The 18,603-nt window shown below is 67.0% G+C and carries 18 protein-coding genes; 9 read left to right on the top strand and 9 right to left on the bottom strand.

Annotated elements, in window-relative coordinates:
- The first annotated feature begins 116 nt into the window (after nt 1–116).
- Together glnE and rrtA are read left to right on the top strand one after the other, a co-directional pair.
- Entirely contained in the window at nt 117–2,975 is a 2,859-nt protein-coding gene (glnE, locus tag AC1DOX_RS04355) for a bifunctional [glutamate--ammonia ligase]-adenylyl-L-tyrosine phosphorylase/[glutamate--ammonia-ligase] adenylyltransferase (protein ID WP_441615644.1), read from the top strand.
- A gap of 22 nt (nt 2,976–2,997) precedes the next feature.
- Nucleotides 2,998–3,630, top strand: a complete 633-nt coding sequence (gene rrtA, locus AC1DOX_RS04350) for a rhombosortase (RefSeq protein ID WP_441615642.1) — start codon at nt 2,998–3,000, stop codon at nt 3,628–3,630.
- Here the strand turns inward: rrtA and mprA are convergent.
- The 4 genes from mprA to AC1DOX_RS04330 form a co-directional block, all read right to left on the bottom strand.
- Complete coding sequence (gene mprA / locus AC1DOX_RS04345) at nt 3,627–5,237, bottom strand: MprA protease, GlyGly-CTERM protein-sorting domain-containing form (RefSeq protein ID WP_441615349.1); 1,611 nt, start codon at nt 5,235–5,237, stop codon at nt 3,627–3,629. The genes rrtA and mprA overlap by 4 nt on opposite strands.
- Before the next feature lie 166 nt (nt 5,238–5,403).
- Nucleotides 5,404–5,850, bottom strand: coding sequence for a hypothetical protein (locus AC1DOX_RS04340; RefSeq protein WP_441615347.1), 447 nt, complete (start codon nt 5,848–5,850; stop codon nt 5,404–5,406).
- Nucleotides 5,851–5,908: 58 nt separating this feature from the next.
- Nucleotides 5,909–7,657 (bottom strand): DNA repair protein RecN, encoded by a 1,749-nt coding sequence (recN, locus tag AC1DOX_RS04335; RefSeq protein WP_441615345.1) that lies wholly within the window; start codon nt 7,655–7,657, stop codon nt 5,909–5,911.
- A 27-nt stretch (nt 7,658–7,684) separates the two neighbouring features.
- The gene (locus AC1DOX_RS04330; protein ID WP_092138730.1) at nt 7,685–8,602 is read right to left on the bottom strand and encodes an NAD kinase; all 918 of its coding nucleotides are present in this window, start codon (nt 8,600–8,602) and stop codon (nt 7,685–7,687) included.
- A 124-nt stretch (nt 8,603–8,726) separates the two neighbouring features.
- On the opposite strand from AC1DOX_RS04330, the gene hrcA reads away from it, so the two are divergent.
- From hrcA to AC1DOX_RS04315, 3 genes are all read left to right on the top strand, one after another.
- Nucleotides 8,727–9,773: a heat-inducible transcriptional repressor HrcA gene (gene hrcA / locus AC1DOX_RS04325; RefSeq protein WP_092138729.1), complete on the top strand. Its 1,047-nt coding sequence runs from the start codon at nt 8,727–8,729 to the stop codon at nt 9,771–9,773.
- Between the two features lie 101 nt (nt 9,774–9,874).
- Nucleotides 9,875–10,990 (top strand): ferrochelatase, encoded by a 1,116-nt coding sequence (gene hemH, locus AC1DOX_RS04320; protein ID WP_441615342.1) that lies wholly within the window; start codon nt 9,875–9,877, stop codon nt 10,988–10,990.
- 56 nt (nt 10,991–11,046) lie between these two features.
- Nucleotides 11,047–11,442, top strand: a complete 396-nt coding sequence (locus AC1DOX_RS04315; protein ID WP_441615640.1) for an RNA-binding S4 domain-containing protein — start codon at nt 11,047–11,049, stop codon at nt 11,440–11,442.
- 102 nt (nt 11,443–11,544) lie between these two features.
- On the opposite strand, the gene AC1DOX_RS04310 is transcribed toward AC1DOX_RS04315, so the two are convergent.
- Nucleotides 11,545–11,700, bottom strand: a complete 156-nt coding sequence (locus AC1DOX_RS04310; RefSeq protein ID WP_176861000.1) for a hypothetical protein — start codon at nt 11,698–11,700, stop codon at nt 11,545–11,547.
- Nucleotides 11,701–11,992: 292 nt separating this feature from the next.
- Here AC1DOX_RS04310 and grpE point away from each other — a divergent pair, with 292 nt between their 5' ends.
- Together grpE and AC1DOX_RS04300 are read left to right on the top strand one after the other, a co-directional pair.
- The gene (gene grpE / locus AC1DOX_RS04305; RefSeq protein WP_092138727.1) at nt 11,993–12,553 is read left to right on the top strand and encodes a nucleotide exchange factor GrpE; all 561 of its coding nucleotides are present in this window, start codon (nt 11,993–11,995) and stop codon (nt 12,551–12,553) included.
- A gap of 97 nt (nt 12,554–12,650) precedes the next feature.
- On the top strand, nt 12,651–13,085 hold the full coding sequence (locus tag AC1DOX_RS04300) for a thioredoxin family protein (RefSeq protein ID WP_441615339.1): 435 nt from the start codon (nt 12,651–12,653) through the stop codon (nt 13,083–13,085).
- A 97-nt stretch (nt 13,086–13,182) separates the two neighbouring features.
- On the opposite strand, the gene AC1DOX_RS04295 is transcribed toward AC1DOX_RS04300, so the two are convergent.
- Together AC1DOX_RS04295 and AC1DOX_RS04290 are read right to left on the bottom strand one after the other, a co-directional pair.
- The gene (locus tag AC1DOX_RS04295) at nt 13,183–14,493 is read right to left on the bottom strand and encodes a phospholipase A (RefSeq protein WP_441615337.1); all 1,311 of its coding nucleotides are present in this window, start codon (nt 14,491–14,493) and stop codon (nt 13,183–13,185) included.
- Between the two features lie 150 nt (nt 14,494–14,643).
- Entirely contained in the window at nt 14,644–15,075 is a 432-nt protein-coding gene (locus AC1DOX_RS04290) for a DUF1841 family protein (protein WP_441615335.1), read from the bottom strand.
- Between the two features lie 92 nt (nt 15,076–15,167).
- On the opposite strand from AC1DOX_RS04290, the gene AC1DOX_RS04285 reads away from it, so the two are divergent.
- Complete coding sequence (locus AC1DOX_RS04285; protein ID WP_441615333.1) at nt 15,168–16,112, top strand: DMT family transporter; 945 nt, start codon at nt 15,168–15,170, stop codon at nt 16,110–16,112.
- 142 nt (nt 16,113–16,254) lie between these two features.
- A complete protein-coding gene (locus AC1DOX_RS04280; RefSeq protein WP_441615331.1) occupies nt 16,255–16,842 on the top strand; it encodes a malonic semialdehyde reductase in 588 nt (195 codons plus the stop codon).
- 136 nt (nt 16,843–16,978) lie between these two features.
- Here the strand turns inward: AC1DOX_RS04280 and nth are convergent, their stop codons facing one another.
- Nucleotides 16,979–17,620, bottom strand: a complete 642-nt coding sequence (nth, locus tag AC1DOX_RS04275; protein WP_092138722.1) for an endonuclease III — start codon at nt 17,618–17,620, stop codon at nt 16,979–16,981.
- Nucleotides 17,617–18,477 (bottom strand): electron transport complex subunit RsxB, encoded by an 861-nt coding sequence (gene rsxB / locus AC1DOX_RS04270; RefSeq protein ID WP_441615328.1) that lies wholly within the window; start codon nt 18,475–18,477, stop codon nt 17,617–17,619. Before rsxB ends, nth begins: the two co-directional genes overlap by 4 nt.
- Nucleotides 18,478–18,603 lie beyond the last annotated feature (126 nt).

The raw sequence follows: 18,603 nt of genomic DNA, 5'->3' as shown, positions 1-18,603 counted from the left end.
CGACGAGTTCCGCCCCGGGCAACGCCCCGGCGCATTCCCAACCGGTCCTCCGTCTGGATGGCGCGGGCACCACACCGGACCATTCGCCGCCGGGCGCCGCCAGCCCGATCGGCAACATGGCCGAAGGGGCCTTTGCGACGATGACGGCGCAAGGACTGGCCCCCGCCGATTGCGAGGGCCACGTATTGTACTCGGCGGCGTACTCCCATTACGCACGACGTACGCTGGCCGCGCGTGCGGAGCTGGCGGGGGTGGTGGCGCAGGCCGCCGCCGCGCCGCTTACGCGCGCCTGGATGGAGGCGCGGCTGCGTGCGCTTCATGTGCCTTCGTCCGACGCGGAGTCCGCCGTGGCCCAGGCGCTGCGGCGGCTGCGGGCCGAGGTGATGTGCGTGGTGATCGAGCGCGACCTGCGCGGCCTGGCCCCGCTGGCCGAGATCACCGGCGCCATGACCGACCTGGCCGAGCTGGCCATCCAGTACGGCCTGCGCACGCTGGGCGACGACCTAGCCACGACCTATGGACGGCCCACGGGCGACCAGAGCGGCGAGGTGCAGGAGCTCGTGGTGGTCGGCATGGGCAAGCTCGGCGGACGCGAGCTCAATGTCTCGTCGGATATCGACCTGATTTTCCTGTACGACGAGGATGGCGAGACCCAGGGCGGGTCGCGCAGCCTGTCCAATCACGAATACTTCATCCGACTCGGCCGTCGGCTGATCACGCTGCTGTCCGAGGTGACCGCCGACGGCTACGTCTTCCGCGTGGACATGCGCCTGCGGCCCAATGGCGATGCCGGCCCGCTGGTCTGCAGCTTCGGCATGCTCGAGGAATACCTGGTCGTGCAGGGGCGCGAGTGGGAACGCTACGCGTGGATCAAGGGCCGCGTGGTCTCGGCGCAGGACACGCCGCATGCCGCGCGCACGGTCGGCCTGCTGTCGCGCCTGACCATGCCGTTCGTGTTCCGCCGCTACCTGGACTACGGCGTGATCGCCGCCATCCGCTCGCTGCATGCGCAAATCCGCGCGGAGGCCGCCAAACGCAGCGGCGGACTGGCCGGCCATGGCGTCAACCAGCGCTCGTTCAACATCAAGCTCGGCCGTGGCGGCATCCGCGAGATCGAGTTCATGGCGCAGGTGTTCCAGCTCATTCGCGGCGGCCAGGACGCGGCGTTGCGCGTGCGGCCCACGCTGGAAGTGCTTGCTGTGGCCGTCGAGCACAACCTACTGCCGGCGGGGCAGGCCGAGCAACTGGCTGATGCCTATCGTTTCCTGCGCCAGCTGGAGCATCGGCTGCAATATCGCGACGATGCCCAGACGCATCACCTGCCGACCTCGGACGACGAACGGCTGGCCGTCGCGCAGATGATGGGCTGCGCGGACTGGCCCGCGCTGGTCGCGCAAATGAGCGCGTTGATGGACCCTGTGGCCCAGCAGTTCGAGGCGACGTTTTCCGATCCCTTCGCCGATCCCGATGTACCCCAGTGCGAAGCCCTGTGGCCGGCGCTCGTGCGCGAGGAGCAGGACGCCCGCGCCACGCAGGACGGGCCGGACGAAACCGACCCCGAGTCCTCGCCGTGCCAGCGGCTGCAGGCGGTGGGGTTTGGCGACTGCACCGGGCTCTATGACCGGCTCCGCGCCATCGCGACTTCGGTGCGCTATCGCGCGTTGTCCGAGACCAGCCGCTCGCGCTTCGACCAGCTGGTCAACCGCGCGCTGGACCTGGCGTCCAAACAGGACGATGCGGACAGCACTATCGCGCGCTTCTTGGATTTTCTCGATGCCATCAGCCGGCGCGCTTCGTATCTGTCGCTGCTGTCCGAATACCCGCAGGCGATGGACCGCGTGGCGCAGACGCTGCACGCCTCGCGCTGGGCGGCCGCCTACCTGACGCGCCACCCGCAGCTGCTGGACGAACTGCTCGACAGCGACGCCCTGGCGGGGGCGCCCGACTGGCCGGCGTTCCGTGCGCGGCTGGCGGAGCGGCTGCAGGCGTCGGACGGACAGGTCGAGACACAGATGGACATCCTGCGCCGCGAGCACCATGCCGAAACCTTCCGCGTGCTGCTGCAGGACCTGCAAGGGCTGCTGACGGTGGAGCAGGTGGCGGACCGGCTGTCCGACCTTGCCGACGCCATGCTGGAAGTCACGCTGCAGGCGGTATGGCGGCAGCTGGCCACGCGCCACACCGAGACGCCGCGCTTCGCGATCATTGCCTACGGCCGGCTGGGCGGCAAGGAGCTGGGCTACGCGTCGGACCTCGACATCATCTTCCTGTACGACGACGACCATGAGCGCGCGCCAGACGTCTACGCCGCGTACGCGCGGCGCCTGATCACCTGGCTCACGAGCCATACGGCTGCCGGCACGCTGTTCGACGTCGACATGCGCCTGCGGCCCAACGGCGCGGCGGGGCTCCTCGTGACCAGCTTCGACGCGTTCCGCCGCTATCAGCTGCGCGAGGGCGACAACACCGCGTGGGTATGGGAACACCAGGCGCTCACGCGCGCGCGCTTCTGTGCTGGCGACCGCGAGATCGGCGCAAGCTTCGAGGCGCTGCGTGAAGAGATCCTGCGCCAACCGCGCGATGCGGCCGCGCTGCGCGACGAGATCGTGCAGATGCGCGGCAAGGTGGCCGAGGGACATCCCAACCCTACGGACCTCTTCGACCTCAAGCACGATCGTGGCGGCATGGTCGACATCGAGTTCACGATGCAGTACCTCGTGCTGCTGCATAGCGGCGCGCATCCGTCGCTGACGCGTAACGCGGGCAATATTGCGTTGCTGCGGATGGCCGGCGACTTGGGGCTGATCGACGCGGGGCTGGCGGTGGCGGTCGGCGATGCGTACCGCCTGTTCCGCGCGCTCCAGCACAAGCTGCGTCTGGACGGGCAGGCCCATGCGCGCGTGGCGCCGGCCACCGTCGCCGCGCAGACGGCGCAGGTGCTGACGCTCTGGCGCGCGGTGTTCGGTGAAGCCTGAGGGGCCGGAGCCGGTCGCCAGCATGGCCGCGATCGCCCTGATCACCGGTCCCGGCTGGCCGGCCATGCTCGCGACCGTGGCTGGCGTGGCCATCGTCGCGGCCTTGTTCACATTCGTGCCGTGGCTGCATGCGCACGGCCTCTATCTGCGTGAGGCGGTCTATGTGGATCACCAGTGGTGGCGCGTCGTCACGGCGATGTGGGTCCACCTCGACTGGCGCCACTGGCTGGCCGACGTCGCCGCTGCCGCGGGGCTCCTGCTGCTGGCGGGCCGCGCCACGCGCGTGCGCGAAATGCTGGCCGTGCTGCTGGTCAGCGGGCTCGCCGTGCAGATAGCGCTGCTGCGCATTCCATCGATCGGCTGGTACGGCGGGCTGTCCGGCGCGCTGCACGGGCTGGCGCTGTGGGCGGGGCTGCGGCTGCTGCAGGCGCCGGGATGGTCGCGCGGGATCGGCGTGGTGATGTGTCTCGTCGTGCTGGGGAAAATCTGGATCGAGCAGTCGTGGCTGGCGGCGGTGGTCTTCGATCCGTCGTGGGGCTTTGGCGTGGTCCGCGCCGCGCACGCCGCCGGCGCGGTCGCCGGGCTGGCGTGCTGGGTCTTGCAGGAGTGGTGGGGGACGCGGCGTGGCGCCGCGTCGGACCAGGACGGTGTCTAGCGACTGATGCGCCGGCGGGTGGCAAAGCCCGCGATGCCAATCCACAGCAGCAGGGCGCCGCTCCACAGCGTGAAGGCGCCTCCACCGCCGCCTCCACCTCCGGTATCGGCCGGCGGCTGCGTGGTTGCCGCCGGGTTGGCCGCCGCGGTCAGCGCACCGTCTGCATCCAGCAGTCCCGCTCCGCATTTGCCGGCATTGGCACTGGCCGTGCAAAAGGTCCCGGCCGGATGGGGGCGCGCCGAATTCTTCAGGCCGGTCATGACCTGCGCAGGCGTCAGCGACGCGTTCACCGCAAACATCATCGCCACCACGCCGGACACCATCGGCGCCGCAAAGCTCGTGCCTTGCGAGAACGTGATCGTAAAGCCGTTGGCGGTTGTCTGGCCGCTGTCCGACAGCGTGCGGATAAAGGACTGGCCACCTGGGGTCGTGCAGGTAGCGACGCCGTTGATGATGGCGACCCTCGAATTGCCGCAGCCGCCCCCCGGCGCGCTGATCGTGACCTGGGATCCAATATTGGCGAAGCTGGCGTTCTCGCCATCGTTGGCGTGTGCGGTGACGGCAATGACGCCGCTGCAATCCGCCGGCGCGGCTACCGGACCGGCGTTATTGCCCGTGGCGGCCACCACCACGACGCCGACCGCGGCCAGGTCGTTGACCACCTGCTGCTCAATGCTCGAGCACGTGCCGCCGCCCAGGCTGATGTTGACCACGCGCGCCGGAGTGGGGTTGGCGGGCACGCCCGGCACCGCCAGTCCGCCGGCCCAGCGCATGCCGTCGACCGTATCGGACAGCAGCGCGCCGCAACGGCCGGATACGCGCACGGGCTGGATGCGCGCGCTCCAGTCCACGCCGGCGATGCCGGTGGCGTTGTTGGTGGTCGCGCCCAGCACGCTGGCCACGCGCGTACCGTGCCATGTGCTGTTGGCTGCGCCGCTGCCATCGGGGCAGGTCGATCCGGCCGCCACGAAGTCGCCCGGATCGATGGGATCGCCATCGCGGCCGTCGCCGTCGTTGGAGACGCTGGTGGTATTGATGAAGTCGTAGCCCGGTACCAGTCGGGCCACCAGGTCGGGGTGGGGCAGGTAGCCCGTATCCACGACGGCGATGACCACCCCGCTGCTGCCATGCGAGCGATCCCAGGCACGCGGCAGGTTGGCGCCGCCCACCACCTGCGAGGGCGGCCCCATATAGGTCTGGTTGGCGGCGAATTCCGGATCGTTCGGGATGGTGTCATGCAGGCGCAGCCAGCGGTCCGGCACGGCATCGGCGATGCGCGGGTCCTGGCGCAGGCGCGCGGCCACCGCTTCCGGGTTGTCGCCCCTGGTATCCGTCACGCTCATCAGCTGCAGGGTGGCGGCCATCGGACGCCTGACGCTCAGCGCCAGTCCAGTGTTGGCCTGCACGTTGCGCATGCGGGTGTTGTCGACGGTCTGGCTGCCGTCGCGCCAGCGGACGATGTAGTTGCCCGTGTAGACCGGCGCGTTGCGCGCGGTGGTGTCGGCATGGGCGGGGAGCGGTGCGGCAAGCCCCGTGGCCAGGGCAAGCCACGCGGCCGGCACGGCGTGGGACGCACGGAGAAGGGCTTTCAGTGCTGCATGCGGCATCGAGACCTCCTTTGGGGAGCGGATTGTGCGGATGCGACCTGCCACCGAGGGCTCACGTGCAGCGATCCGACATCGCCAGGCGGGCCCTTCTCGTTCTACATGCTCGCCGGTCCCTGCCTGCGTCCCGACGCGCGACCGGCGGCGCGCGTGAGACGTGTTCCTGCGATCAGCTTTGCGGCATGTCCCGGCTGGGCGGCATGCCGTGATGCGGCTTCAGGGTCCGGTCCGGCGTGGCGGACTCCACGCGCGGTGCGGCGCGCAGCGTCTCCACGGCCTGGTTCAGCGTGACGTCCGCCGATGCGGTAATCGCGGTGACCAGCCAGACGCCGCCGGACATCGGCCGCTTGACCACGTAGCGCACCGGACCCTCGATGCCGGCCAGCAGCTTGCCGGCGTCTTCCGACACGTTGACGTCCGGCGGCGTGAACTTGACCAGGATGTCGCCGATGGCGCGGTCATTGGTGATGCTGCCGCGCGGCGGTGCGAACGACTTGGATTCCGAGGCGCAGCCGGATATGGCAGTCAGCGCGGTAAGCGCCAGCGCGATGGCGAGCGCGGTGCGCGGGCCGCGCGGGGCGCGGCGGTGGGACGACGGCAGCTGGCCAGTGGTCATGGGTGTGAAGCTCCTGAATTCTATGCGTTCTGTGCGAGGAGGCGGGCGGCGTGCCGCGTCAGCTCGCGGCGCGGCGCGGACGGCGGTTGCCGCCTTCGCGGGCGCTGTTGGCCGCGGCGGCGCGGGCACCCTGCGCCAGCATCTCTTCGGCGTGTTGCATGGTTGTGGCGGTCACCGTGGCGCCACCGAGCATGCGCGCGGTTTCCGTGACGCGGCCCTCGGCATCGAGTGCACGGATGCGCGAGCGCGTGACCGGGCCCTTGCCGTGGGCCGAGCCCTTGGTCGCGTCCACGGTCTCCTTGCTGACCAGCAGGTGGCTGCCGGCCTGGGCGGCCACCTGCGGCAGATGCGTGACGCAGAGAACCTGGCGTGCGCGGCCCAGTTCCTGCAGGCGCCGGCCGACGACTTCGGCCACCGCGCCGCCAATGCCGGTATCGACCTCGTCGAAGATCAGCGTGGGCGTGGGCGCGGCTTCACTGGTGATCACGGAGATGGCCAGGCTGATCCGTGCCAGTTCGCCACCGGATGCCACCTTGGCCAGCGGGCGCGGGCTGACGCCGGCGTGACCGGCCACGAGGAATTCCACCTGCTCCAGGCCGTGGCTCTGGCCATCCTCCAGCGCGTTGAGCGCGACGGCGAACAGGCCGCCTGCCATCGACAGGCCCTGCATCGCTTCGGTGACGGCGGCCGACAATGCCTCGGCGGCGGCCTTGCGCGCGCCGGACAAATGCTTGGCCAGGGTCAGGTACGCGGCGCGGGCGGCGGCTTCGCGCGCCAGCACCTTGTTGATGTCCTGCGCGGCCTGCAGGTCGTCCAACTGCTGGCGGCGCGCCAGCAGTTCGTCGGGCAACTGCTCGGGCGGCAGGCGAAATTTGCGCGCGGCGGTGTGCAGCGCCTGCATGCGGGCTTCCACCGTCTGCAACCGTTCGGGGTCGAGCTCCAGACGGTCGACGTAACGGTTCAGCGAATGCGCGGCTTCTTCCGCCTGGACCAGCGCTGGTTCCAGCGCGGCCAGCACGTCGCGCAGGGCGGGGTCCACGTCGGCCAGCGACTGCAGTCGGTGCACCACGCCATTGAGCACGGAGATCACGGCACCGTCGGCTTCGGACAGCGCGTCGAGCGCCGCGCGGCTGCCATCGATCAGGCCTGCCGCATGCGACAGGCGGTTGTATTCGGACTGAGTCTCTTCCCACTCGCCCGGTTGCGGCGCCAGCTTGTCGAGTTCGCCGACCTGCCATTCCAGGCGCTCGCGTTCCAGTTGCATTTCCCGCGACTGGTGTTCGACGGCCTCGCGCTGGCGCACGCAGGCACGCCAAGCACGCCAGGCCTCGGCCACGGCGTCGGCCTGCTCGGTCAGGCCCGCGTGGGCATCCAGCAGATGGCGCTGGGCATCGGGGCGCAGCAGCAGCTGGTGGGCGTGCTGACCGTGGATGTCGACCAGCTGGTCGCCGACTTCGCGCAGTTGCGCCAGGGTGGCCGCGGCGCCGTTGATGAAGGCCTTGCTGCGGCCGCTGGCATCCACGGTCCGGCGCAGCAGCACGGTACCGTCGTCCCCCGCGAGTTCGCGTTCGGCCAGCCAGTCATCGAGCGCCGCGTGCGTGGAGAACGTGGCGCCGATGCTCGCGCGCGACGCGCCCTCGCGGACCACGCCCGCATCGGCACGCTCGCCCAGCACCAGCGCCAGCGCATCGATCAGGATGGACTTGCCGGCGCCGGTTTCGCCGGTGAAGACGGTAAAGCCGGAGGAGAAGTCAAGGTCGAGCGTGTCGACAATGACGAAATCGCGGATGGACAGGCTGCGCAGCATCGTGGGCGATAGGAGGGCGGGGGCGGCTCAGAGCCGGTTGTCTTCGGTGGGATACTCGTGCCAGTGCAGCTTCTTGCGCAGTGTGGCGTAGTAGTTGTAGCCCACGGGATGCAGCAGGTTGACGGTCTTGTCGGAACGGCGCACGACAATGCGGTCGCCCGGCAGCAGCGACGTCAGGGATTGCATGTCGAAGTTGACGCTTGCGTCGCGGGCGGTGGCCACCTGGATCGTGACCTCGGCATCGAGCGGCAGCACGATCGGCCGGTTGGACAGCGCGTGCGCGGCGATCGGCACCAGCACCAGGCCGGAGAGCGTGGGATGCAGGATCGGGCCGCCCGCGGCCAGCGCATAGGCGGTGGAGCCGGTGGGCGTGGACACGATCAGGCCGTCCGAACGCTGGTTGTACATGAAAAAGCCGTCCACGGAGACGGCCAGTTCGACCATGCCGGAGATACCCGAGCGATTGACCACCACATCGTTGAGGGCCAGCGCGGAGAAGATCACGCCATCGTCGCGTATCACGCGCGATTCCAGCAGCGTGCGGGTCTCGGCCTCATAGCGGCCGGCCAGCATCTCGGGCAGGGCAGTGGCCACGTCCTCCAGCGGGATGTCGGTCATGAAGCCCAGTCGGCCATGGTTGACACCGATCAGCGGCACGTCATGCCCGGCCAGCTGACGGGCGAGCCCGAGCAGCGTGCCGTCGCCGCCGAGCACCACGGCCACGTCGGCCTCGCGCCCGATTTCCTCGGCAGTCAGCACGGGGTAGCCGGTCAGGCCCGTGGCCATCGCGGTTTCGCGCTCGAACACCACATCCTGGCCGTTGCGGGAAATGCAGGCCGCCAGTTTCTCGAGAGGACCCTCGATGCCGGCGGTCGAATACCTGCCCACCAGGGCAACGGTCTTGAACGGGGCGCGCGGGGCGCCGGTCTTTGGGGGGGCAGACATGCCGGGATTAGACCATACCGGTGTGACCGTTGTCAGTAGCCGGCCCGCCGCGGCTGCAAAGGTGTTCACGAGCGAGCATGTCATGCCGCCCGAACCGGGTAAACTTGATTAAAATCGGGACATCATGGACGAACGTTCGAAAACGCTTCTCAAGACCCTGATCGAGCGATACATCGCCGAAGGCCAGCCCGTGGGCTCGCGGACCCTTTCCAAGTATTCGGGTCTGGATCTCTCGCCGGCGACCATCCGCAATGTGATGTCCGACCTCGAGGAAATGGGTTTCATCGCCAGCCCGCATACGTCGGCCGGACGCATCCCCACGCCGCGCGGCTACCGTCTGTTCGTGGATACGATGCTGACGGCGCAACCGCTGGAGCGCGCGCCCGAGCTGGCGGCCGAGCTGGCCGAACTGACGGGCCAGATCCAGGGTCAGCTGGGCGGGCAGCAGCTCGGCCACCAGCGGATGATCACCGCCGCCGCCCATACGCTGTCCCACCTGTCGCACTTTGCCGGCGTGGTGATGACTCCGCGACGCACGCAGTCGTTCCGGCAGGTGGAATTCATGCGGCTGTCGGACAGGCGCATCCTGCTGATTATCGTCAGCCCGGAAGGCGATGTGCAGAACCGCATCATCCAGACCGAATTGCCCTACACGCCGGCCCAGCTGATTGAGGCCGCCAATTTCTTCAATTCCCACTACGCCGGCATGAGTTTCGATGCCGTGCGCTCCCACCTGCGGGTGGAACTGCAAGACCTGCGGCGCGACATGTCGACGCTGATGCAGGCGGCAGTGGATGCGGGCAGCAGCGCCATGGCCGAGGAAGAGGACCAGGTGTTCATCTCCGGCGAGCGCAAGCTGCTGGAAGTGGAGGACCTGTCGTCGAGCATGGACAAGCTGCGCCGGCTCTTCGATGTCTTCGAGCACAAGACCAATCTGTTGCAGTTGCTGGATGTGTCCAGCCACGCGCAAGGGGTGCAGATCTTCATCGGCGGGGAAAGCCAGCTCGTGCCGCTGGAAGACATGGCTGTCATCACAGCGCCGTATGGCGTGGATGGCCAGATCGTCGGCACGCTTGGCGTGATCGGCCCGACCCGCATGGCGTACGAGCGCGTCATCCCTATCGTCGACATCACGGCGCGACTGCTGTCCAGCGCGCTCAGCCAGAACTAGTGGCGCGCGGCGCGTGTCTCCTGTTCATCCCCGATGCGTGATGCATGGCGGGGTCGACCTTGCTTCCCCGAAGCGCTCCCGGCAGTCTCAACGGAAAACCCATGACGTTTTCGCCTGAACCGGCCTACCAGCACGGCCAGCCGCCGCGCACCGCGATCCTGCTGATCAATCTGGGCACGCCTGACGCCCCCACGCCCAAGGCGGTGGGGCGCTATCTGAAAGCCTTCCTGTCCGACCCCCGTGTGGTGGAGATTCCGCGCCTGCTCTGGCTGCCGATCCTGCACGGACTGATCCTGCCATTCCGGTCGCGCGCGTCGGCATTGAAATACGAGTCGATCTGGTTACGCGAGGCACACATGACGGGCTCGCCCCTGCTGGTTTATACGGAGCGCCAGGCCCATGCGCTCCAGCAACTGATGCATCAGCTGGGGCACGATGTGACGGTGGCCTGCGCCATGCGCTATGGCAATCCGTCGATTGCGTCGGTCATGGAGGCGCTGCGTCGCCAGGGCACCGAGCAGATCCTGCTGTTGCCGCTGTATCCGCAGTTTTCCGGCACCACTACGGCCACGGCCTTCGACGAGGTTTTTCGCGTGCTGGCCGAATGGCGCAACCAGCCGGAAATGCGGCTGATTAAGCATTTTCATGACCATCCGGCCTACATCGGCGCGCTCCACCAGCAGGTGGGGGCATACTGGGCCCAGCACGGGATGCCCGATTTCGCCAGGGGCGACAAACTGATCCTGTCTTTCCACGGCCTGCCGCGCCGCCTGCTGGATCTGGGCGATCCCTACCATTGCGAGTGCCTGAAAACCGGGCGGTTGCTGGGCGATGCGCTGGGACTGCAGCCGGGGCAATATCAGGTGACCTTTCAGTCGCGTTTCGGCAAGGCCGAATGGCTCCAGCCCTACACCGCGCCTACGCTGGTGGAGCTCGGCAAAGTCGGCACCCAGCGCGTGGACGTGTTCTGCCCGGGCTTCCCGGCGGACTGCATCGAAACGCTCGAAGAGATCGCCATGGAAGGTCAGTCGGAATTCCGGGTGGCTGGCGGCAAGGATTTCCATTTCATTCCTTGCCTGAATGATTCCGAGGTCTGGATCGCGGGGTTGGCGCAGATGGCGCTGCAGCATTTGCAAGGCTGGTCGCTCGGCGCGCCACATCCGCACGAGCTGGAGGCGCGGCGCACGCGGGCACAGACCCGAGGGGCGGCGGCTTGAAAGCCGGGTAGCACCGGGATGAAAACCGGATCGAGGACCGGGTTGAGGACAAGATGATGCAAGTGGATTTCGAACCCGACGCGCGGCTGCGTATCGACAAGTGGCTGTGGTGCGCGCGGTTTTTCAAGACACGATCGCTGGCGGCAGAGGCGGTGGAGCGCGGCCGGGTCGAGGTGAACGGCCAGCCCTGCAAGAATTCACGTGAGGTCAAGCCGGGCGATACGGTCGTGCTGGAGGCGCACCAGCAACGCTGGGAGGTGGTGGTCAAGGGCATCAGCGCGTCGCGCGGGTCGGCGCCCATCGCCCAGACGCTCTATGCCGAAACCGAAGAGAGCCAGGCGCGGCGAAGCACGGACGCCGAGCGGCGTCGCTACCAGACCGAGCCGACGGCGCAGTTGCAAGGCCGGCCAACCAAGCGCGACCGGCGCAGGATCGACGGTTTCAGGAGCTGAGCGGGGGGGGGCGATGACGGAATTGCGGAGAAAAACAGGACTCGCCGGGGCGGGGGCGCCTCGGCGGGGCGGGATCAGAGGACGTGATGATTCAGAGCGGAATCAGCGAACGTAATGGACGAGGTAGTGCTTGAATACGGCCTTGCCGCTGCCATACTCGGTTTCGCGCGGGGTGAACGCGCCGGACAGGCAGATGAATACCGTCATCACCGATAGCGCGGCGACCAGGCAGAGCGTCACGACAGGAAGCTTGTGCATGGCGAACCTTCCAAAAGATGCACCAAATTGATCCACCTTTGTGCTCCCGTTATTTTTGACATTTTTCTCTCATGAATCTTAGTGTTTGCGTTGCAGCAAAGCAATCACCACTCGATTTCATCAATCGAGGCTTTGTAACGGCGTATTTCGGCGTCTCTGAACCTTCACACTTGAAAAACGGGTAGCCGACACCAAGTCCGGCTAGACTTGCCGGTTTGGCATCCGAGCCACCCGACGGCCTGCGTCAGACGGGCCGAGTTTTAGTATTTGATACGGATTGATACGGATCGACATGGAAGAACAGAATCAGACGCCATCCTCCAACGCGCCGCAGGCGGCCGACGACGTGACCCGCGCCCAGGTGCAGGGTGTGGAAGCTGCCAGCGGGGACGATGTGGCCCGCCTGACGCAGCAGGTGGCAGACCTGGAAGCCAAGGCCAAGGAGCATTACGAATTGTTCCTGCGCGCCACGGCAGAGGGCGAGAACATCCGCCGCCGTTCGGCGGAAGAGGTGTCCAAGGCCCACAAGTTCGCGATCGAGAACTTTGCCGACAACCTGGTGCCGGTGATGGACAGCCTGCAGGCTGCGCTGGCCGACAACACCGGGGACCTCGTCAAGTTGCGCGAAGGTGTGGAGCTGACCGCCCGCCAGCTGGCTGCTGCCTTCGAGCGCGGCAAGATCGTCGAAGTGAACCCGGTGGGCGAGAAATTTGACCCGCACCGCCATCAGGCAATCTCGATGGTGCCGTCGGAGCAGGAACCCAACACGGTGGTCAATGTGCTGCAACGCGGCTACATGATCGCGGATCGCGTGCTGCGGCCGGCACTGGTGACGGTCTCGGCGCCGCGCTGAGATCCCGCCGGGCCCCGGTGCCCGACAAGCGGCCATGCCAGACGCCCGGTGCTTCCCTCGCACCGGGCGTTTTTGTTTGTTTCTGGAGCAATTTGCCATGTCCGACGACAACCATGCCGAGCGATCTGACGGCCATGCGGCGGCCCCTCACCTCGACCACCGGGCATTCGACGCCTTCGACATGACGGAGGTCGATGGCGGAACCATCGACGCCGCCATCGCCACAGCCGGTGACGATCTGGTCTGTGTGTTTTTCTGGGGCGTGGACTGCTTCAATTGTGAGATGGCCAAGAAGGCGATGCTCGCCAATCCGGAGCCGATCCGCGCGCTGAACCTGCGGTGGTTGCACGCCAATGTCTACGCGCATCCCGAACTGGGTCGTCGTTTCGGCCTCCACGGGATTCCCGTATTCATGTTCTTCCACCGGGGCAAGAAGCTGGGCCGTGCCACSGGCTGGCACGGCCACGGCCAGTTTGCCGCGGCGGTAGGCAATGCGCGGCTCAAGGCGGGTGGCAAGCCGCTCGCCGGCTAGGGCTCGACGACCGGTCGGTCCGATCGTTGATATGACGCGTTGATGGCGACGCGTTGACGACGAGGCCCGCGCCTGACGCGGGCGTCGCAGCATGGCCTCAGCGCGACAGCGCGTAGCCAAGCCGGAACTGCCATGGCGTCTTCTGGTTGTAGTCGAGCAGGCTCTCGCCATACCCATAGAAATAGCCGGCCATCAGGTAGCCCGCCGTGCCCGGCAGCAATCGCGCGAGCGGGTAGGTTACCTGGGCGTCGATGCTGCCGTAGCCCTTGCGGGTCCCCTTGCGCAGCGTGGCGGAGAACTCCCACGAATCCGGCCGGCCATAGGCCAGGTTCAGGTCCATGTAGCCGCGATAGTGGGGGATGTCCTCGTTATCGTCCTTGCCCACATAGGCGTAGAGCTTGGGCGCGACGCGCCAGTGCCAGTCGGTCTGGTCGCCAAAGTACATCGTGGGCTTGATGAACAGCGTGTTGATGCTGCGTGACTCGGCACCGTCGCGGCCGTTCGATTCGTGCTCGAAGCCGGTGGCCAGCGACAGCCGGCTGATCACGCTGTTTTTCACGCCCGTGTCGGACAGGTAGTAATAGAGGCTGGGCCGGTAGTTGGTGTCGCGGAAGGGCCGCGATTCGTCGTGCAGGTCCCACAGCGAGAACTGTGTGTAGGCGAAGTAGAGGTTGTCGAGCAGGCTTTTCGACGACGGATTCTCGCCTTCGAAGATCCGGTATTTGAAGCTGATCTGGAACTTGGCGTTGGCGCCATCGTGCGCGCCGAACATGATGTACATCGGCTCGTTGAACGACAGGCGCTGGGCGTCCCGGAGATCCGCTGGCGCGGGGCCGGTGGTGGGGCCGTTGGCTGCGGAGACGACTGGCGTTATGGGCACCGGCGTGCCGGCCTCCGAGGTCGGCGTGCCCTGGGCCGTGGCCGTGTCTGTCTGTTCGATGGTTGCCGGCGCCCTTGCTGTAGCCACACCCGTAGCCGGTGCCTCGGTTTTCGGCGTCGGGGTACGGTTCAGGGTGACGAGCACCGGCGCGGCATCGATTCCGGCGACGTCGAGCCGCACCTGGCCGCGCATGTCCGCTGGCCATTCGGCGGTGTAGGCAATGGTGCGATTTTCGCCCTGGCGCAGCTTTAGGATGGCCGGCCCGCCGCCTTCTCGCTTCATCGTGATGCGTACCGGCGCGCCGAGGTCGGCCGAGGCGGTGACCTGCAGCGTATCCGGCACCGCATAGCGGCGTGTGTCGCGGTCGGCACTGACCAGCAATGTTAGCGTGAGCGGCCGGGTGCCGTCGATGACGCGGGGTGGTTGCAGGAGGGAGACCGCGGCGTGTGCCGGGATCGGGCAAATCAGTGCAAGCAGGAGGGTAGCCGCGCTGCCGAAGCGGGCGCGGCGTGGCACGGAGCTGGACATGGGCATTGCACGCCACGCCGGCTCGAATGCCGGTGACGGGAGCGTGACAAAGTTCGGGATGTCCGGAAGCCTATCACGTGGCCTCAACGCGGCTTGTGACGAAATGTTCTCTGCGCCAGCCCCGCGCACCGGATCACGTGTACGGCAGGATCAGCGGGCGGCGCGGCGCTGGATGCTATCGACGTAGGCCTGACCGTCGGGCGGCATGCCGGTGCGTTGTGCGTTCCACAGCATTTCGCCCAGGCATTCCATGATCTGGTGCTGGGCTTCGTGCGGGGAGTCGAGCCGACGCGACAGCGCCTCGTAGGCCGTGCGAATGCCCGGTGGCTGGTCGATCGATACCTGTTCGGAGATCGACAAATGCATCGCCAGGTGCAGGAACGGATTGGTCTGGCCGCCTTCGGGGGTGTAGTCGCGGGTGAGCGCAGCGTCGGTATCGGTCAGCAGGGACTGGTACTCGGGATGCTGGTCGATCCAGTCGACGGCGATGACTTCTAGCGGGGTCAGGATGCTGCCCGCGACGCGCTTCTGCCAGGCTTCGCAGAAGAATCGGCGGACTTCTTCTCGTGAGGGATTAAACATGATGGCCGATATTGTAGACGAGGCCCTGCATGGCTGCCGGCCGCTGCCCGCGCACCATTAGAATGCAGGGTTCGCCTATATCCCAACCATTCATGTCTGCTACCGCCTCCGGTACCCTTGGCCACGCTCGCGGCACGCTTGCCGGTGTGCTGCTGATCGCGGCCTCCGCCAGCGCCTTTGGGGCCATGGCCATCTTCGCGCGCTATGCCTTTGCCTCCGGTGCCGACGTCTACGGCCTGCTGGCCGTGCGCTTCACGCTGGCCGCCGTCGCCATGGCGGTGGTCATGCGCGCGCGGGGCATCCGACTGCCACATTGGCGGCGCGTGCTGGCGCTGGCGGCGATGGGCGGCATCGGCTATGTCAGCCAGTCTTACTGCTTTTTCACCGCGCTGAACTATGCCCAGGCCAGCCTGGTGGCGTTGCTGCTGTATCTGTATCCGCTGTTCGTGACGATCCTGGCGGCGGTCTTTCTTAAGGAGAGGCTGACGACGCCAGCCGTGATCGCCCTGGTGTTGTGCTCGGTCGGGGCGGGGCTGACCGTCGGCGGCGGACAAGGCAGTCCGCTGGGCATCGCGCTCGGTGTGGCTGCGGCGGTGATCTACTCGATCTATATCGTGGTGGGTGCGCGCGTGACGGCCGGGGTCAATGCGATCGCCACCACCACGGTCATCTGCACCGCGGCGGCGCTGGTCTACCTCACACTCGGCATCTTGCGGTCGGCGGCCGGCACCCCGCCGCAGTTTCCGTCCGATGCGGGTGGCTGGCTGGCGATGCTGGCCATCGCGCTGCTTTCCACGGTGTTGGCGATCCTGACGTTCTTTGCCGGACTGCAGCGGCTGGGGGCTGCCAAGGCGTCAATGCTGTCGACGCTGGAGCCCGTGGTCACCGTGGTGCTCGCGGCCGTGTTGCTTGGCGAGCACATCAGCGCTGCGCAGGCGGTCGGCGGCGGCCTCATTCTTGCCGGTGTGCTCTGGCTGACACGGCGCGCCAGCGGCACGCCGCCGGCCGCCGCATCGGGCAAACAGCAGGCAGGCTAGAAGTCGTTCAAATCCATAGGAGGCTGGCGAAGGAGGCCGACGAACGGAATTGAACAATTCCGTCAAACGGGCTGTTCGGCCGTTCGCGCATGCTTCGGTACAATCGCGCTTTCTTTCATCCTAAAACCCCGGAAAGCGCGCAATGAAATCCGTCGATCAGGCAGTCCTTGCACAATTGTTCACCGAAGCCCGCACCCACAACGTGTGGCAAGACAAGCACGTGGACGACGCGCTGTTGCAGCAGATCTATGCCGCGATGAAGTTCGGCCCGACCGCGGCCAACAGCTCGCCGGCCCGTATCGTGTTCGTGAAGTCGGCGGCCGAAAAGGCACGCCTGGTGGATTGCGTGGCTCCCGGCAACGTGGACAAGGCTCGCTCGGCACCCGTGACCGCGATCATCGCCTTCGACAACAATTTCCACGACCAGCTGCCGAAGCTGTTCCCGCACGCCGACGCCCGTTCGTGGTACGCCGGCAACGACCAGAAGATAGCTCGCGATGCGCTGGTGAACAGCTCGCTGCAAGGCGGCTACTTCATCCTGGCCGCACGCGCGCTGGGTCTGGACTGCGGTCCGATGGGTGGCTTTGATGCCGCCAAGGTCAACGCCGCGTTCTTCCCGGACGGCAAGTGGTCGGTCAACTTCCTGGTGAACCTTGGTTATGGCGTGGCCGAGCAACTGCACCCGCGCAACCCGCGCCTGTCGTTCGACGAAGCCTGCCGCATCGTCTGAGTCGATAGCCGGTTGTAATCGTTGGCTGCAGTACCCAGCTTTAATACCCGGCTGAAATAGCCGGAAGGCGCTGTCAGGCGGCGACCCATGCGGGTCGCCGCTTTTGCTTTGTACGGGTGCTTTGTGCGGCTGCCTGCTACTTCGGCGCCGGTGTTTTTTCCTTGAACTCGCAGAGCGGTTCGATGGCGCAGTGCCAGCATTCGGGCTTGCGCGCCTTGCACACATAGCGGCCGTGCAGGATCAGCCAGTGGTGCGCGTCGTGCAGGAACTCCTTCGGCACCACTTTCAGCAGCTTCTGTTCGACGATGTCGACATTCTTGCCCGGGGCGATCCCGGTGCGGTTGGATACGCGGAAGATATGGGTGTCGACGGCAATCGTCGGCTGGCCGAACGCCGTGTTCAGCACCACATTGGCGGTCTTTCGCCCGACACCCGGCAGGGCTTCCAGCGCTTCCCGATCGGCAGGAACCTTGCCGCCATGCCGCTCGACCAGGATCCGGCAGGTCTCGATGACATGCTTCGCCTTGGTCTTGTACAGGCCGATGGTCTTGATGTAGTCGATCAGCCCGGCTTCGCCGAGCGCCAGCATCTGCTGAGGAGAATGCGCGACGGGAAAGAGCCGTCGCGTGGCTTTGTTGACGCCGACGTCCGTGGCCTGCGCGGACAGCAGCACCGCGATCAGCAGCTCGAATGGCGAGCTGTATTCCAGTTCCGTGGTCGGGGCCGGGTTGACCTCACGCAGGGTCTCGAAAATCGCGCGGCACTTGGCGGTATTCATGAGTGCGAGTTGTTCTTGTCGCTGCCGTTGTTGTTGTCGCCGGTGCTACTGCCCCCAGCGTTGGAGTCGGGCGCCGGCGTGAGGCCGGCCCTGGCGCGGCGCGCTTCGGCGGCATCGATCTGCGCCTGCACGGCTGGCGACACGTTTTCCGTGTTGCGCGGTGTCGCGGCGGCCTGTTTCTGGCGCGCACGTTCGATGGCAGCCTGGATGATGGCCTTCTTGCGTGCCTGGGCGGCTTGCTCGGCATCTGTCACCACGGACTCGGCCTGCAGCGCTTCCAGCTTGGCGGCGGCCTTGGCGGCCAGGCGTGCTTCGTTTTCCTCGCGCTCGCGGACCAGTCGCGCACGGCGTGCCATGTAGCGGTCGTGCGCGGCATCGGCCTGCGCCTGCGACCACGCGGCCCAGCCGGTCATTTCGCCCGTGACGGGAATCATGGCGATGCAGTCCACGGGGCAAGGTGCCACGCAAAGGTCGCAGCCGGTGCACCAGTCCGGCAGCACCGTGTGCATTTGCTTGGGCGCCCCGACGATGGCATCGACGGGGCAGGCCTGGATGCAGAGTGTGCAGCCGATACACAGCGATTCGTCGATGCGGGCCACCGCGCGCGGTTGTTCCACGCCACGGTCGGGGTCCAGCGGCAGCGGATCGGCGGCCAGTATGGCGGACAGCCGGACGATGCCCTCGGCCCCGCCGGGCGGGCAGCGATTGCTTGCAGCCTCGCCGCGCGCCATGGCTTCGGCATACGGGCGGCAGCCATCGAACCCGCATTTGGTGCATTGGGTTTGCGGCAACAGGGCTTCAAGGCGGTCCGCCAGTGTGGCGGCTGAGGGGGTGATGGTCACGACAGCGAAGGACAAATCCGGGGGCGGCTGGAATCTCGACCGTCTCTGGCGGACGGTGCGGCAAGGATTATCCCCGATTTCAAGAAAGGGCAGAAACGGCGATCATGCGCGCGTCGCCCGAGTGGGCGACAAGCCAATGCC

It is taken from the genome of Cupriavidus sp. 01L415 (genome assembly GCF_056400065.1).
Note: the sequence above shows the minus strand (reverse complement) of the source record. Positions and strands in the feature narration are given on the sequence as shown.

Excerpts from the sequence above, each read along its gene's own strand:
- AC1DOX_RS04315 (WP_441615640.1), top strand. The coding sequence starts at position 11,047 with ATGCAAGTGGATTTCGAACCCGACGCGCGGCTGCGTATCGACAAGTGG.
- grpE (WP_092138727.1), top strand. The coding sequence starts at position 11,993 with ATGGAAGAACAGAATCAGACGCCATCCTCCAACGCGCCGCAGGCGGCC.
- AC1DOX_RS04285 (WP_441615333.1), top strand. The coding sequence starts at position 15,168 with ATGTCTGCTACCGCCTCCGGTACCCTTGGCCACGCTCGCGGCACGCTT.
- rrtA (WP_441615642.1), top strand. The coding sequence starts at position 2,998 with ATGGCCGCGATCGCCCTGATCACCGGTCCCGGCTGGCCGGCCATGCTC.
- AC1DOX_RS04290 (WP_441615335.1), bottom strand. The coding sequence starts at position 15,075 with ATGTTTAATCCCTCACGAGAAGAAGTCCGCCGATTCTTCTGCGAAGCC.
- hrcA (WP_092138729.1), top strand. The coding sequence starts at position 8,727 with ATGGACGAACGTTCGAAAACGCTTCTCAAGACCCTGATCGAGCGATAC.
- nth (WP_092138722.1), bottom strand. The coding sequence starts at position 17,620 with ATGAATACCGCCAAGTGCCGCGCGATTTTCGAGACCCTGCGTGAGGTC.
- recN (WP_441615345.1), bottom strand. The coding sequence starts at position 7,657 with ATGCTGCGCAGCCTGTCCATCCGCGATTTCGTCATTGTCGACACGCTC.
- mprA (WP_441615349.1), bottom strand. The coding sequence starts at position 5,237 with ATGCCGCATGCAGCACTGAAAGCCCTTCTCCGTGCGTCCCACGCCGTG.
- AC1DOX_RS04330 (WP_092138730.1), bottom strand. The coding sequence starts at position 8,602 with ATGTCTGCCCCCCCAAAGACCGGCGCCCCGCGCGCCCCGTTCAAGACC.
- glnE (WP_441615644.1), top strand. The coding sequence starts at position 117 with ATGGCCGAAGGGGCCTTTGCGACGATGACGGCGCAAGGACTGGCCCCC.
- AC1DOX_RS04340 (WP_441615347.1), bottom strand. The coding sequence starts at position 5,850 with ATGACCACTGGCCAGCTGCCGTCGTCCCACCGCCGCGCCCCGCGCGGC.
- AC1DOX_RS04295 (WP_441615337.1), bottom strand. The coding sequence starts at position 14,493 with ATGTCCAGCTCCGTGCCACGCCGCGCCCGCTTCGGCAGCGCGGCTACC.
- hemH (WP_441615342.1), top strand. The coding sequence starts at position 9,875 with ATGACGTTTTCGCCTGAACCGGCCTACCAGCACGGCCAGCCGCCGCGC.
- AC1DOX_RS04310 (WP_176861000.1), bottom strand. The coding sequence starts at position 11,700 with ATGCACAAGCTTCCTGTCGTGACGCTCTGCCTGGTCGCCGCGCTATCG.
- AC1DOX_RS04280 (WP_441615331.1), top strand. The coding sequence starts at position 16,255 with ATGAAATCCGTCGATCAGGCAGTCCTTGCACAATTGTTCACCGAAGCC.